Origin of the sequence: Bacillus sp. A260 (assembly GCF_009861435.1) — a bacterium.
GTDB lineage: Bacteria > Bacillota > Bacilli > Bacillales > Bacillaceae_G > Bacillus_A > Bacillus_A cereus.
The window spans coordinates 1,269,343-1,283,483 of the sequence record NZ_CP046398.1; the positions used below are offsets into that span (position 1 = coordinate 1,269,343).

Genomic DNA, 14,141 nt, shown 5'->3' on the forward strand with positions numbered 1-14,141 from the left:
AAGAAGGGTGATGGACAGAATGAAAATTGAAGCAGTTATTTTTGATTGGGCAGGTACGACGGTTGATTACGGATGTTTTGCACCGCTAGAAGTATTCATGAAGATTTTTCAAAAACGTGGCGTTGAAATTACAGCAGAAGAAGCACGTAAGCCAATGGGATTATTAAAAATAGATCATGTAAGGGCACTAACAGAAATGCCTCGTATTGCGGATGAGTGGAAGCGTGTCTTCGGTCAATTACCAACAGAAGCAGACATTCATGAGATGTATGAAGAGTTTGAAGAAATTCTCTTTTCTATTTTACCAAGTTATGCTACGCCGATTGATGAGGTAAAAGAAGTAATCGCTTCTTTACGTGAGAGAGGCATTAAAATCGGTTCAACAACGGGCTATACGAGAGAAATGATGGAAATTGTAGCAAAGGAAGCAGCGTTACAAGGATATAAACCTGATTTTCTTGTTACGCCAGATGATGTTCCAGCAGGCCGCCCATACCCATGGATGTGCTATAAAAATGCAATGGAACTTGGTGTGTATCCGATGAACCATATGATAAAAGTAGGGGACACAGTATCAGATATGAAAGAAGGTAGAAATGCTGGAATGTGGACAGTTGGTGTAATTCTTGGAAGTAGTGAGCTCGGTTTAACGGAAGAGGAAGTGGAGAGTATGGATTCGGTAGAGCTTCGTGAAAAAATAGAAATAGTTCGTAATCGGTTTGTTGAAAATGGGGCTCATTTTACGATTGAAACGATGCAGGAGCTTGAAAACGTAATGGAACATATCGAGAAACAAGAACTTATTATTTCATAAAAGGGGTACGGGATCATGAATGAAAATCACTACTTATTATTAACACCAGGACCATTAACGACAACAAAATCAGTAAAAGAAGTTATGCTATACGATTGGTGTACGTGGGATGTTGAATATAATACGATGGTGCAAGAAGTAAGAGCTAAACTTGTATCGTTAGCGACGAAGGAAGAAGAGAAATATACAACAGTGTTAATGCAAGGAAGCGGTACGTTTTCAGTTGAAGCAGTAATTGGCTCTGTTATTCCGGGAAATGGGAAGCTTCTCGTTTGTACAAATGGTGCGTACGGTAAGCGCATTGTACAAATGGCAGAGATGTTACAGATTGATGTAGTGGTCAGTCAAACAGAAGAGTGGGAACCTACTAATATTGTAGAAGTAGAAAAGTTATTGGAAGAAGATAAAGAGATTACGCATATTGCAGTTGTTCATTGTGAAACAACGACAGGCATTATAAATCCAATTCTAGATGTATGTAAATTAGGAAAGCAGTATGGAAAGGTTACAATTGTTGATGCGATGAGTAGTTTCGGCGGGATTGAAATAGACATTGCTGATTTACAAATTGATTTTTTAATTAGTAGTGCAAATAAGTGTATTCAAGGGGTTCCTGGATTCGGATTTGTAATCGCAAAACGTGATGAATTATTGAAGTGTAAAGGGCAAGGACGCTCTTTATCTCTTGATTTATATGATCAGTGGGAAACGATGGAAAAACAAAATGGGAAATGGCGTTTTACTTCACCTACACATGTTGTACATGCTTTTTATCAAGCGCTACTTGAGCTAGAAAAAGAAGGTGGAGTAAGAGCACGTTACAATCGATATTACAACAATCAAAAACTACTAGTGAATAGAATGGGAGAAATCGGATTTAAGCCACTAGTAGATAAGAAATATCAATCTCCTATTATTACATCTTTCATTTATCCAAAAGAGGGGTTTGAGTTTCAACAGTTATATAACGAATTAAAGCGTTATGGATTTGTTATTTACCCTGGGAAAATTTCGAAAGTAGATACGTTCCGGATTGGAAATATAGGTGATGTACATGAAGAAGATATTAATCGCTTAGTTGATAGTATTGCTAAAGGAGTTGTTATTGGGTGAAAGTATTTTGCTTAGGTGGAGCAGGTAAAATTTGTCGTGAAGCTATTTTGGATTTAGTTCAATTTTCATCTTTTGAGACGATTACTGTAGCCGATTTTAACGAGGAAGAGGGCCGTAAAGTAGTAGAATGGCTCAACGATCCTCGTGTTGATTTTGTAAAAGTAGATGTAACAAATCACGAGGATACGGTTGCAAAAATGAAAGGTTATGACATTGTAATGGACGGTACGACGATAAAGCTAAATGGATTGTCGACTCGCTGTATTGCAGAAGCAGGCTGTCACGGTGTGAACTTAAATGGATTTGGTGAAGAAAATGAATCGCATGCTATATTTGTTCAAAATGAAAAAACATGTTTGCCTGGGTTTGGTATGACGCCAGGTGTAACGCAAATGATGGCAATGCATGCAGCAAATCAACTGGATACTGTAGAGTCTGTCCGCGTAAGTCACGGTTCGTATCGTCCGATTGCTTTTTCTGCTTCAATTACAGAGACAACGACATATGAATATGATCCACATTTACCATCGCGTACAGTGTATGAAGATGGTGAATTTAAACAAGTACTTCCGTTTGCGCGTCCGAGAGAAATAGAATTGCCAGCGCCTTATGGTAAGGAAACGCAGTATATCATTCCGCATTCTGAAACGATTACGTTAGCAAAGGCACTAGAAAATAAAGGTGTCAAACTGATAGAGACGAGAGGAACTTGGCCGAAGCAAAATATGCAACTTGTACGTGCTTTATATGATTACGGCATATTGCGTAATGATCAGATTGAAATAAACGGGAAAGAAATAGGCATTATGGATTGTATTTCGCAGTATTTATTGCAATCGAAAGAAGGACAAGAAACAGAGCTTTATGGTTATGCACTTCATGTAGAAGTAATAGGTATGAAAAATAATGAGAAGCAAAGACATGTGTTATATCATACACATCCGTTATCTGATGGTTCTGTTGTAGGATGGGAAAAATTAAGGGCGTATACGAGAAACGTCGGTATTCCATTTGGGATTGCTGCAGAGTTAATTGCAACTGGAAATGTAAGTAGGGTGGGTGTTGTTACGCCTGAAGAAGCTTTTGAAAATCCACAATTAATTTTTGATGAACTAGCAAAGCGCGGTATTCATATTCATGAAGAAGTTTCTACTTACAAAGAAAATTATAACTTTGTATAAGTAAGGAAGCTTATGAGGGAGATATAAATGAGGTGAATCTATGTCTGTAGTAGGAGAAGAAAGAAAGCGAACCATTCTTGAAAAGGTAGAATTTAAAGGAAAAGTAAAGGTTTCAGAATTAGCGAGAGAATTTGCTGTATCAACAGAAACGATTCGTCGATATTTAGAAGAATTAGATCGTGAAAAGAAGCTGAAAAAAGTGTATGGTGGAGCTGTTCAACTTCCAGGCGCTGGGGTAGAGGCGCCAATGTTAGAAAGAGAAATGCTACATATAGAAGAGAAGAAAAGAATTGGTTATAAAGCAGCGACATTTGTAGAAGATGGTGATGTCATTGCAATTGATGATGGAAGTACACCGCTTCAAATGGTTCCATACCTTGTTCATCGTAAAAACTTAACGATTGTAACAAGTTCATTTCCAGTCGCAACACAATTAATTTCTTCTATTAATAAAAAGATGTTTCACGGTGAAGTTTTATTTATAGGTGGAAAAGTATCTCCAAAGCATTCGCGTGTATCAGGGTCTATTTCTCAGCAAGTAATACAGCAATTCCATTTTCATAAAGCGTTCGTTTCGATTGATGGGTTATTACCTAGTTTTGGAGTTTCCAGCTTTGAATTAGAGAAAGCGAAATTGTCAGAGGCGATGATGAAATTAGCTGAGAAGACATATATTTTATGTGATCATACGAAGGTAGGCGTGAAAGGGAATTATCGTATAGCAGCATTTTCACGTATTCAACATGTAATTTGTGATAAAAAAATGCCATATAGTTTTGAAGAAGAACTTATGAAGCATAATATTCAGTGGACAGTTTGTTAAATAAAGTGAAAGTACCTAAACTCCCGCCTAATTTTTAGGAGGGAGTTTTATTGTCTGCAAATCGTAAAATAAAAGATTTGCATTTATGCAAAAAGTGGACACATTTTCTCATCTCTTTCATATAATTTACCAATACAAAAAAAGTTGGTCGAAGGAAAGAAGGGAGAACATGTCAGAACGAATATATAATAAACTTGTATTGTACGCGAATATTTTGCAAAAAATTGGTGTCATCAATGAGAAGGAAAAAAGTGAAATTCTTCATACGATAGGTAAAAAAGCCCTTTGAATAAAGGGCTTTTTATTTTTTATCTTTAAAAATATAAATTTAATGTAATATTCTCATTGACAATGATAATGATATTCATTATCATTTATTTGTGGGTAATTGATAAGGGTTATCAATTATAAAAATTGTATATGATAGGGGATATTATTTTGAAAAAAAATTATATGAAGGCGCTAGTAGTAGCGACAACATTAGCAATTCCATTTGCTACGTATTCTACTCCAGCATTAGCGGCATTAAAAGTTGAAGCAAATCAATCGGTAGCAGCAGCGAGTGATCGCACGTATGATACTGAAATTAAAATATATAAGGACCAAAAAGACGAGCCATCTATGGTTTCTCAATATATAAAAGATCCTAAAGTAACGATTGCAGCTGGCAAAAAAATTGTCACTGTAACAATGCAAGATAGCGATTATTTTCAATATCTTAGAATAGAAGATAGAAACCAGCCTGGTGTATTTCATGATGTGAAGGTTTTGTCAGAAGATAAGAGGAAGAACGGAACGAAAGTAGTCCAATTTGAAATTGGCGAGTTTGAGAAGAAGCACAATATGCAAATGCATATACTTATTCCAGCTATTGGATATGATCACAAATATCAAGTTCAATTTGAAATTAAAGATCCAACTGTAGGTAACAAAGAAACAGAGAAACCAGATGATAACTCTAATTCAGGCAATAGGGAAACGGATAATCCAGTTGATAATCAAAATATGATAACAGATAACAAATTAAGAGAACTTGTGAATAAAAAAGTATTTAATAGAAAAGATTTAAATACACCAATTACGAAAGAAGAGTTATTACAAGTAAAGGATTTATTTTTAAATACAAATGAGATACTTGATTATAGTGCATTAAAATATATGCCAAATTTAAAATCTTTAACAGTTGCGAATGCGAAGATAAAAGACCCGTCGTTCTTTGCGAACTTAAAGCAATTAAATCATTTAGCTTTGCGTGGTAATGAATTTGCAGATGTAACGCCACTTGTTAAGATGGATAATTTAGAATCTCTTGATTTAAGTAATAATAAAATTACAAACGTTGCACCACTAACTGAAATGAAAAATGTAAAAAGTTTATATCTATCAGGCAACCAAATAGAAGATGTAACAGCATTAGCGAAAATGGAACAACTAGATTACTTGAATTTAGCAAATAATAAAATTAAGAACGTTGCTCCATTAAGCGCTTTGAAAAATGTAACATACTTAACTTTAGCAGGTAATCAAATTGAAGATATTAAAGCGTTATATTCATTACCTTTAACAGACTTAGTATTAACACGTAATAAAGTTAAAGATTTATCCGGCATTGAGCAAATGAAGCAATTAGAAGAATTGTGGATCGGGAAAAATGAAATAAAAGATGTTACTCCTCTAAGTAAGATGACACAGTTAAAACAATTACACTTACCTAACAATGAGTTAAAGGATATTACTCCATTATCAAGTTTAGTAAACTTACAAAAGCTTGATTTAGAAGCGAATTATATTTCAGACTTATCACCAGTTAGTAATTTAAAAAAATTAGTATTTCTAAGTTTTGTTGCAAATGAAATCCGTGATGTCCGACCAGTTATAGAACTAAGTAAGACGGCTTATATTAATGTCCAAAATCAAAAAGTATTTTTAGAGGAAACAGAAGTAAATAAAGAAGTAAAAGTACCTATATATGAAAAAGATGGTGAGATTTCTACGAAAATCCGTCTGAAGAGCGATAATGGTACGTATAGTAATGGTGTAGTGAAATGGAGTACACCAGGTGAGAAAGTATATGAATTTGGTGTGAAAGATCCATTCGCGGATACAGGAATCTTCTTTACAGGATCTGTTATTCAAAATGTAGTAGAAAGTAAAGACGGTAATACATCTAAAGAAGATGAGAAAACAGAAGTGGTAGAATTTAAAGATGTACCAAAGGGACATTGGTCAGAAGAAGCAATTAATTACTTAGCAAAAGAAAAATTATTTATAGGCTATGGAAATGGTGAATTTGGATTTGGTGATAACATTACTCGTGGACAAGTAGCACTTCTAATACAAAGGTATTTAAAATTAGAAAATAATCTAGAACAAAAAACGGCATTTACAGATACGAAAGGAAATATGTATGAAACGGCTATTGATGCAGTGGTTCAAGCTGGAATTATGACAGGCTATGGAAATGGTATGTTCCGTCCGGATGGAGTATTAACTCGATATGAAATGTCAGTAGTACTACAAAGAGTATTTCAGTTAAAAGAAAATGAAAATAGTGCAGAGAATTTTAAAGATGTACCAAATGGCCATTGGGCGAAAGGATATGTGAAAGCTTTAGTGGATAATAAAATATCAAAAGGCGACGGGGAAGGGAATTTTTTAGGAGATAATTTCGTAACACGTGAACAATACGCGCAGTTTTTGTATAATGCAATAAAGAAATAAAGTGAAACTTTATTCAGTGGGGGTTTTGTTCATTCCCCACTGATTAGTAGCCCTCACCAATCGGGCTGCCCGTTAATGCGGAATAAAAAATGAGGAAAATACGCTATTCTTTAATTAAAGAATAGCGTATTTTTTATGTGCAAAATGAAATAGATAGGAGTATAGACATATGAATAGCCTATTTTAAAGAAGAACCACGAAACTATATTGACAAAAAAGCGTTCTCATGTGATAATTCAATTAAATTTTTAGAATAATCAAAAAATATTCCTTTTACATAGAAAGGATTCGAACCTTATATGAATATTATGCCGGGGGTGACGAAATGTTATTTTTTCTGAAGAAATGGAATGAATTAAAAGATGTGAAATCTGAATTGGCACTTCGTGATTGGTTTTATGGTACCAAAATTAGCTTATCGCTATGTACGTCAAAAGAGCCGTTAACATTTTTAGTAAATGTTGAGGGAAGAGATAAAGGGCTATTTTCGGAAGAAGATTTTATTGTCGTAAATTGCATGTGCGAGTCAGTATTTGAAAATGAAGAAAAACCAGCTGCAGAGTCATTTATGCATGCGGATATTTATAAAAAAAGTAGTGCAGGATGTATTTTACAAGTGCAGACTGTAGATAGTCATTTAATATCAGAGTTATATGGGGAAGAAGGAGAAGTAACGTTCGATAAACGCAGTGTGGAGCGTGTTTTCGGAAAAGAAGGTATAACAGAAATGACAATTCCAATTGTAGAAGATGAAAAAAAATTCGCTGATTTATTAGAAAGCAATGTTCCGAATTTCATTGAAGGTGGAGGAGTAGTTCTTGTTCATAATTACGGCATGATTGTGTGGGGAAAAACGCCAGAAGAAGCGAAAAAATGGCTAGAGGGTATAGAATATTTAATGAACTATCATGTAAAGTTATTAATGATTAAGGGTGCAAGGAGCTCTGTTATATAAAAATGGATGTGATATGGATACAAGTTAATAAACAAATGAAAGCGTTTTAAAAATAATTTCACTCATAAAATATAGGTCTCCTTATTATATATAGATTACATGTTGACATGTAAGGAGGAACATATTTTGCGAGTTAAATATCATTTTCTGCCAAAGCAGCAAGTAACATTTTGCAAGATAAATGATTCTGGTGAAGAGGCACTGCAAATGATGAACGAAACGGGATTTCGAGCCATCCCGGTATTAGCAGAAGATGAGAAGAAATTCACGGGGATTATTTATAAAGTAGATTTATTAGAAAAAAAATGCAATAGCGGATTAGAGCATGTAAGTGCAGGGGATATGCTTGATGATTCCAATGCATTTATTTTTGAAAAGGATTCATTCTTCAGAGCTTTTTATGTAATTCGTCGGCTTCCGTTTTTAGCCGTGCTAAATGATTATAATGAATTTGTCGGTATGTTAACGCATTCGAATATATTTGATGTTATTGAAGATTCATTTGGTATGCGAACAGGTGGTTATATATTAACAATTGCAACACAAGATTGTAAGGGAACGATTAAAGAGCTTGGGACATTGTTAAAAGCATATAATATCGGTGGCCTATTTACGTTAGATAACGGTGATCAATATATCCGCCGCGTTATTGTAAATATATCAGATGAGTTAGATGAAACAAGATTAAAGCAATTAATCGGAAAAATAGAGAAAAAAGGGTTCAGAGTGAGTCATGTAGATTATATTTAAGTTAAAAAAAGTACCTATCTGTTATATATAGATAGGTACTTTTTTGTCCCGCCATTTGTGGGCAGTAAAATCCGAGCCTCAAAATTCAGCGCAAGTAAAGAAGTTAAGTGGGGGGACGGATTGCCCATAAAAGCCCAATTGGTGAGGGCTGATTAAAGTTTCACTTTATGTGAGTAATGAACTTTATTTTGAAACAGGAGGCGGGGATAATGCTAGATCAGATAAGAAAATAAAGTCTGCATGCTCACGAATTTTAGGGATAGAAGTTTCAATAACGCGTGATGTAATTTCACCTGGAGGGCCCACATGCCCGATAGCTACCATAATAGGTTTTTCTTGAATTTTTTTGATGAGTAATTGGGCTTGTTTTGAAATATGTCCTGCTGTATACACATCATCAAAAAATAGTTGGTTTTCAATAATAGGAACTCCTAATTCTTTTCCGATTTTTGGGACGACACTATTAGGATTCGTTTTACTATCTAAGTAAAATAAACCGTGTTTTTTACAAGCAGCAAGTATAAGGCGAACAATTCTTTCATCCGCTGTTATTTTTGACCCCATATGATTGTTCATTCCAATTGCATGCGGTACTTCTTGAATCGCTTGTTCAAGTCGGTTGTTTATTTCTTCATCGCTTAAATCAGTTGTAATTGCTTTCGGCCCAAGCCATTCTTTTTTACCTTTTATAGGTTCCATTGGCATATGTATAATAACTTCATGGCCTTTCTTATGGGCAGCTATTGCATCTTCTTTTGTGGAAGGAAGAAAAGGCATAACAGCAACAGTGAGTGGAATGGGAAGTGATAACATTTGATTAGTCCCCTTCATATTATTTCCGAAATCATCAATGACAATAGCAACTTTATTCGTATGAGCATTTGCTTGAATAGGAAATAAGAAGGACGGTAAAAACAAAACAATGATGAATAATGCAATCGTATATTTTCGCATATAAATATTTCCTTTCTATTGTTATCCCGCTATTTGTGGGGAGTAAGACTCCCACCTCAACATTGGGCTGGATAGGTGGGAGATTCACTGCCTACCCGATTGGTGAATGCTAATAATCAGTGGGGGCTGAACAAAAAACACTGATTAAAGTTTCACTTTATCAATCATCATTATGTTTTGCTTTTTTATATAAATTAAACAAAAAATGTCGAAGAAAAGTAGGTGGAAAATTAAGAATCCCCGGTTTACGTAGCATTTATAAAAAAACAAGATGAAAAAAATGTCTATTATTGCGAATGTATTTACAAAGATAGAATAATTTGTAATAATTCTCAAAGTGAGGGTAAAGATTTGTAAATTACAGGGAGAAAATGTTAAAATTTCTGATTCTTCAAATTTGCATATGATTAAGTAGTTAAAAAAGTCAATGGAGAAGTGAAGTTAAGAGCATGGAAGTATAATAAGGGGGATATGGATGTTTACTGTAAAAAGGAAGTACACATTAGAAAAGCTTTCACGTGATATTCATATGAAACGTGAAGAAATGATTCAACTAGGATTAACAAGTGGGCTAAATAGTAGGGAGACAATTCAAGTTAGTCAAGAATTGGACAAGCTTATTTTACAATATCAATGTTATAAAGAAAAACAAACACCGAAATGGTTTTCAATTATAAAAATACCTATTTTCCAAATCGGGTATGAAGGAAAATCAAATAATTTTTGGCGAATGCTTGTGGCTGGTTTTATGAAATAAGTATAATTACCCTTATAGGATAAGGATAATTATACTATGTGTAACGGAATTTCGATATGAACTGTTGTTCCTTCGTTTTCTGTACTGTCAATAAAAATATGCCCATTATACATCTCTACAATTCGTTTACATATGACAAGTCCAAGACCTGTTCCAGTATCTTTATTAGTAAAGAACGGATGAAAGAGGTGTTTTTGAATATGTTGCGGAATCCCTTTTCCAGTATCTATAATCTGCAATTGTGCGTGTGTTTCATTGTTTTTTACTACAATGGTTAGTGTATCACTAGAAGTCATGGCCTCAATTGCATTTTTTGTAATGTTTAAAACCACTTGTTTCATATGGTCTTTCGAACAACGGATATGAACAGGATGGTCTGGCAGATGTAAATGGAATACAATGTTATGTAAATTCGCCTCAGATTGAATAATTAATGCTACCTCATTTAGAATTTTTCTTACATCATACGTTTGTTCGATGATGGCGGTTGGCTTTCCGAGAATAAGAAATTCACTTACAATTTCATTGATTCGCTCTATTTCTTGTTCAATTACGGAAAAGTAGAACTGATCTTGCTCATCTTTATATTTCTCTTTTAATAGAGCGACGAGTCCTTTAATTCCAGTAAGAGGATTACGGATTTCGTGTGCTGTACTCGCTGCAAAAGTTCCAACTAATTCAATTTTTTGTAGTTCATTTTGTTGCCTTTCAATTTTTGTTTGACGTTTTAACAACATATATTGAGCAAGTAAAAATAAAATAGACATTAAAAATAAAGTAGCTATACACTCTATTGCAACCCACTGGTATAAGGTTTTTTGATGAATAGGTAATGGAGAAACAGAGACCTTCCAATTTAATCTTTGGAGTGGGGTAGTAAGCATATTAGAATGCGTATCACTTGTGTCGTTATTATCATCGGTTAGAAAAACTACATCATGTTTATCAGTTACCTCAAAATGGTATTGTGGTTTAATGGCATTTAAAGAAGATGAAATGTAATCAAAGCGTAAACTAGCTAATAATAATCCTGAGAGCTCCTTCTGTTTATTAAATATGGGGGCAGCAATCATAATAGCTTTATGTCCAAGAACGCGATCAGTAATGACTGATGATACAGTGGTTTTTTTAGTTTGGAGCGCGTCTTGAATATATTTACGGTCTGAAACATCTATAGGCTTTGATTCATCTTCAGATGCGATTGTAATGACTCCTTCTGGTGTAGCGTAATATAGACCAGAAAAGCGTGCATCGTTTCCATCTGTATCATGTACAATTTGTTTAATACCATTTATATTACCAGTCTCGGTGCCTACAACTTTTGCAAGCATGTCTAAAGCAGAAATTGCTTCACCAAGATGATGATCCAAATAATCTCTATATAAAAAGAGAACTGTATGAGCAGATAATTTGTTTTCCTGTTTCATTTTATATGTATGATACGAATAAAATGTAGCACCAATCCCTATTGTCGGTAGGATAACAAGCAATATATATACAATTATGCTTTGGAATTTGACTTTCAAATGTGGTACTCCTTCTTTTTTTATTATCATTATATATAAACTATGTTAAAATTGTCATGTTTTTATTCAAGAATGATCCTTAATATATTAGGGGAGAGGAAATGGATGAGTGAATGCTCATTCGGAATTCACAGGAAGTATGAACTGGCATTTTCTTTTTATTGCTGAGAATTTAAGTGAAGGGTTGAAAGTTGTATGACATCAAATAATGAACGAGAAGATATTTCTCAATCTTTAAAAGTATTTATTGCATTATCTCGTGTACATCGTTCTGTTATGGATACTACAAATAAATCTATACAAAGTAACGGGTTAAATCCAACTGAATTTGCTGTATTAGAACTGCTATATCATAAAGGCGGTCAACCACTTCAGCAAATTGGTGAGCGTATTTTAATAGCTAGTGGCAGCATTACATATGTTGTAGATAAGCTGGAGAAAAAGGGATTAGTAAAGAGAATTCCATGTCCGAATGACAGACGTGTTATTTACGCGCAATTAACTGAGTCTGGCGAGAACTTTATTGCTTCTATTTTTCCGGGGCATGAGAAAGTTATACATCAGTCTTTTGAAATGTTAACGAAAGATGAAAAAGATGAATTACTTGATTTATTAAAAAAAATTGGGAAGTATGAAAAATAATATGTTCCAAAGGAGCTTTGGATAAATAAATCCAAGGCTTTTTTATTTGTAATGAGCTCAGGGCAATCACTGCCGAAATTTGTTGAAAATTAAGAGGGAATTCAAGAATACGTATTGAATTATAATAAAGGTATGTAATGGAGAGGAGGCCCGTTCATGTCATTTAAAGACTATGAATATAAACGCCCAAATATTGAAGAGTTAAAAGAGAAATTTACTGTTGCTTTAGAGAAGTTTGATAACGCAAAAACTGTAGAAGAACAAAAACAAGTCATTCATTCAATTAATGAGATTCGCAACGATTTTGGTACAATGGGAAACCTTTGTTACATTCGCCATTCTGTTGATACGACGGATACTTTTTATAAGGAGGAGCAGGATTTCTTTGATGAATTCTCTCCAGTTGTACAAGGATATGGTACAAAATATTATAAGGCACTCATTAATTCTCCATTTCGTGAAGAATTAGAGGCGTATTATGGAAAACAATTATTTGCTCTAGCAGAATGTGATTTAAAAACATATTCAGATGAAGTCGTGAAAGATTTACAATTAGAAAATAAATTATCATCGCAATATACACAGTTATTAGCATCTGCAAAAATTGACTTTGCTGGAGAAGAAAGAACGTTATCGCAACTGATTCCGTTTATGCAAGGAAAAGAAAGAAGCGAACGTAAAGCAGCAAGTGAAGCATACTACGGATTTTTAGCTGGAAATGAGGAAGAACTAGATCGTATTTATGATGAGCTTGTTAAAGTGAGAACGAAAATCGCAAAATCTTTAGGTTTCAAAAACTTTGTTGAACTTGGATATGCAAGAATGTACCGTACAGATTATAATGCGGAGATGGTGGCTAATTACCGTCAGCAAGTGCTAGATTATATCGTTCCCGTTACAACGGAATTAAGAAAGCGACAACAAGCACGTATCGGTGTAGAGAAGTTAGCTTATTACGACGAAAACTTTGAGTTTGCTACAGGTAACCCAACTCCAAAAGGAGATGCGGATTGGATTGTTGATCATGGAAAGACAATGTATAAAGAGTTATCGGCTGAAACAGATGAATTTTTCAATTTCATGCTAGATAATGATTTATTAGATTTAGTTGCGAAAAAAGGAAAAGCTGGTGGCGGATATTGTACATATATTGAGAATTATAAAGCGCCATTTATTTTCTCAAACTTCAATGGAACATCTGGTGACATTGATGTATTAACACATGAAGCAGGTCATGCCTTCCAAGTATATGAAAGTCGTAAATTTGAAATTCCGGAATATAATTGGCCAACATATGAGGCGTGTGAAATCCACTCTATGAGTATGGAATTCTTTACATGGCCATGGATGAAGCTATTCTTTGAAGAAGATGCAGATAAATATTACTTCTCTCACTTAAGTTCAGCACTTCTGTTTTTACCTTATGGTGTATCTGTTGATGAATATCAACATTATGTATATGAAAATCCTGAAGCATCACCTGAAGAGCGTAAGACAGCATGGCGTAACATAGAGAAGAAATATTTACCACATCGTGATTATGAGGAGAATGATTATTTAGAGCGCGGTGGTTTTTGGCAACGTCAAGGGCATATTTATAGCTCACCGTTCTATTATATTGATTACACGCTTGCTCAAATTTGTGCGCTACAATTTTGGAAACGTGCAAGAGATAATAGACAAGAGGCGTGGGAAGATTATGTGAATCTGTGCCAACAAGGTGGAAGTAAATCGTTCTTAGAATTAGTAGAGGTTGCAAATTTAACATCACCATTTGCTGAAGGCTGTGTGAAAAGTGTTATTACAGAAATTGAAGCATGGTTACATGCGATTGACGACACAAAATTGTAAAAAACATGCGCTTTTTTCACATGTTTAACATCGACATAATGGGAAAATGATGAG

At 34.3% G+C, this 14,141-nt stretch carries 12 protein-coding genes; 10 read left to right on the top strand and 2 right to left on the bottom strand.

Going from position 1 to position 14,141, the window contains the following annotated elements; genetic code table 11:
- Nucleotides 1-19: 19 nt before the first annotated feature.
- The 7 genes from phnX to cbpA all read left to right on the top strand — a co-directional run bounded on the left by phnX (nucleotide 20) and on the right by cbpA (nucleotide 8,357).
- Complete coding sequence (gene phnX, locus GD442_RS06480; protein ID WP_000687399.1) at nucleotides 20-814, top strand: phosphonoacetaldehyde hydrolase; 795 nt, start codon at nucleotides 20-22, stop codon at nucleotides 812-814.
- Nucleotides 815-829: 15 nt separating this feature from the next.
- On the top strand, nucleotides 830-1,927 hold the full coding sequence (phnW, locus tag GD442_RS06485) for a 2-aminoethylphosphonate--pyruvate transaminase (RefSeq protein WP_001004782.1): 1,098 nt from the start codon (nucleotides 830-832) through the stop codon (nucleotides 1,925-1,927).
- Nucleotides 1,924-3,108: a saccharopine dehydrogenase family protein gene (locus tag GD442_RS06490; protein ID WP_000862163.1), complete on the top strand. Its 1,185-nt coding sequence runs from the start codon at nucleotides 1,924-1,926 to the stop codon at nucleotides 3,106-3,108. The genes phnW and GD442_RS06490 overlap by 4 nt, the downstream gene beginning before the upstream one ends.
- 40 nt (nucleotides 3,109-3,148) lie before the next feature.
- Nucleotides 3,149-3,931 carry a DeoR/GlpR family DNA-binding transcription regulator gene (locus GD442_RS06495; RefSeq protein WP_000117666.1) on the top strand — a complete coding sequence of 261 codons (783 nt, stop codon included), beginning with the start codon at nucleotides 3,149-3,151 and terminating at the stop codon, nucleotides 3,929-3,931.
- A gap of 420 nt (nucleotides 3,932-4,351) precedes the next feature.
- Nucleotides 4,352-6,652: an NEAT domain-containing leucine-rich repeat protein gene (locus GD442_RS06500; RefSeq protein WP_002040823.1), complete on the top strand. Its 2,301-nt coding sequence runs from the start codon at nucleotides 4,352-4,354 to the stop codon at nucleotides 6,650-6,652.
- Nucleotides 6,653-6,977: 325 nt separating this feature from the next.
- Nucleotides 6,978-7,607: a class II aldolase/adducin family protein gene (locus GD442_RS06505; protein WP_000896006.1), complete on the top strand. Its 630-nt coding sequence runs from the start codon at nucleotides 6,978-6,980 to the stop codon at nucleotides 7,605-7,607.
- 126 nt (nucleotides 7,608-7,733) lie between these two features.
- Nucleotides 7,734-8,357, top strand: a complete 624-nt coding sequence (gene cbpA, locus GD442_RS06510) for a cyclic di-AMP binding protein CbpA (RefSeq protein WP_001264208.1) — start codon at nucleotides 7,734-7,736, stop codon at nucleotides 8,355-8,357.
- 183 nt (nucleotides 8,358-8,540) lie between these two features.
- Here cbpA and GD442_RS06515 read toward each other — a convergent pair whose 3' ends face one another.
- Nucleotides 8,541-9,311: a divergent polysaccharide deacetylase family protein gene (locus tag GD442_RS06515; RefSeq protein WP_001234106.1), complete on the bottom strand. Its 771-nt coding sequence runs from the start codon at nucleotides 9,309-9,311 to the stop codon at nucleotides 8,541-8,543.
- Between the two features lie 475 nt (nucleotides 9,312-9,786).
- Between GD442_RS06515 and GD442_RS06520 the strand changes: the two genes are divergently transcribed.
- On the top strand, nucleotides 9,787-10,068 hold the full coding sequence (locus GD442_RS06520; RefSeq protein ID WP_000495536.1) for an aspartyl-phosphate phosphatase Spo0E family protein: 282 nt from the start codon (nucleotides 9,787-9,789) through the stop codon (nucleotides 10,066-10,068).
- A gap of 29 nt (nucleotides 10,069-10,097) precedes the next feature.
- Here GD442_RS06520 and GD442_RS06525 read toward each other — a convergent pair whose 3' ends face one another.
- The gene (locus GD442_RS06525; protein ID WP_000865068.1) at nucleotides 10,098-11,594 is read right to left on the bottom strand and encodes a DUF3149 domain-containing protein; all 1,497 of its coding nucleotides are present in this window, start codon (nucleotides 11,592-11,594) and stop codon (nucleotides 10,098-10,100) included.
- Between the two features lie 195 nt (nucleotides 11,595-11,789).
- Between GD442_RS06525 and GD442_RS06530 the strand changes: the two genes are divergently transcribed.
- A complete protein-coding gene (locus GD442_RS06530; RefSeq protein ID WP_000203336.1) occupies nucleotides 11,790-12,236 on the top strand; it encodes a MarR family winged helix-turn-helix transcriptional regulator in 447 nt (148 codons plus the stop codon).
- Between the two features lie 156 nt (nucleotides 12,237-12,392).
- Complete coding sequence (locus GD442_RS06535) at nucleotides 12,393-14,087, top strand: M3 family oligoendopeptidase (RefSeq protein ID WP_000008577.1); 1,695 nt, start codon at nucleotides 12,393-12,395, stop codon at nucleotides 14,085-14,087.
- Nucleotides 14,088-14,141 lie beyond the last annotated feature (54 nt).

Bases quoted from the DNA above. Each gene is read 5' to 3' on its own strand.
- GD442_RS06535 (WP_000008577.1), top strand. From the start codon at position 12,393: ATGTCATTTAAAGACTATGAATATAAACGCCCAAATATTGAAGAGTTA.
- GD442_RS06530 (WP_000203336.1), top strand. From the start codon at position 11,790: ATGACATCAAATAATGAACGAGAAGATATTTCTCAATCTTTAAAAGTA.
- GD442_RS06515 (WP_001234106.1), bottom strand. From the start codon at position 9,311: ATGCGAAAATATACGATTGCATTATTCATCATTGTTTTGTTTTTACCG.
- phnX (WP_000687399.1), top strand. From the start codon at position 20: ATGAAAATTGAAGCAGTTATTTTTGATTGGGCAGGTACGACGGTTGAT.
- GD442_RS06495 (WP_000117666.1), top strand. From the start codon at position 3,149: ATGTCTGTAGTAGGAGAAGAAAGAAAGCGAACCATTCTTGAAAAGGTA.
- phnW (WP_001004782.1), top strand. From the start codon at position 830: ATGAATGAAAATCACTACTTATTATTAACACCAGGACCATTAACGACA.
- GD442_RS06505 (WP_000896006.1), top strand. From the start codon at position 6,978: ATGTTATTTTTTCTGAAGAAATGGAATGAATTAAAAGATGTGAAATCT.
- GD442_RS06520 (WP_000495536.1), top strand. From the start codon at position 9,787: ATGTTTACTGTAAAAAGGAAGTACACATTAGAAAAGCTTTCACGTGAT.
- GD442_RS06500 (WP_002040823.1), top strand. From the start codon at position 4,352: ATGATAGGGGATATTATTTTGAAAAAAAATTATATGAAGGCGCTAGTA.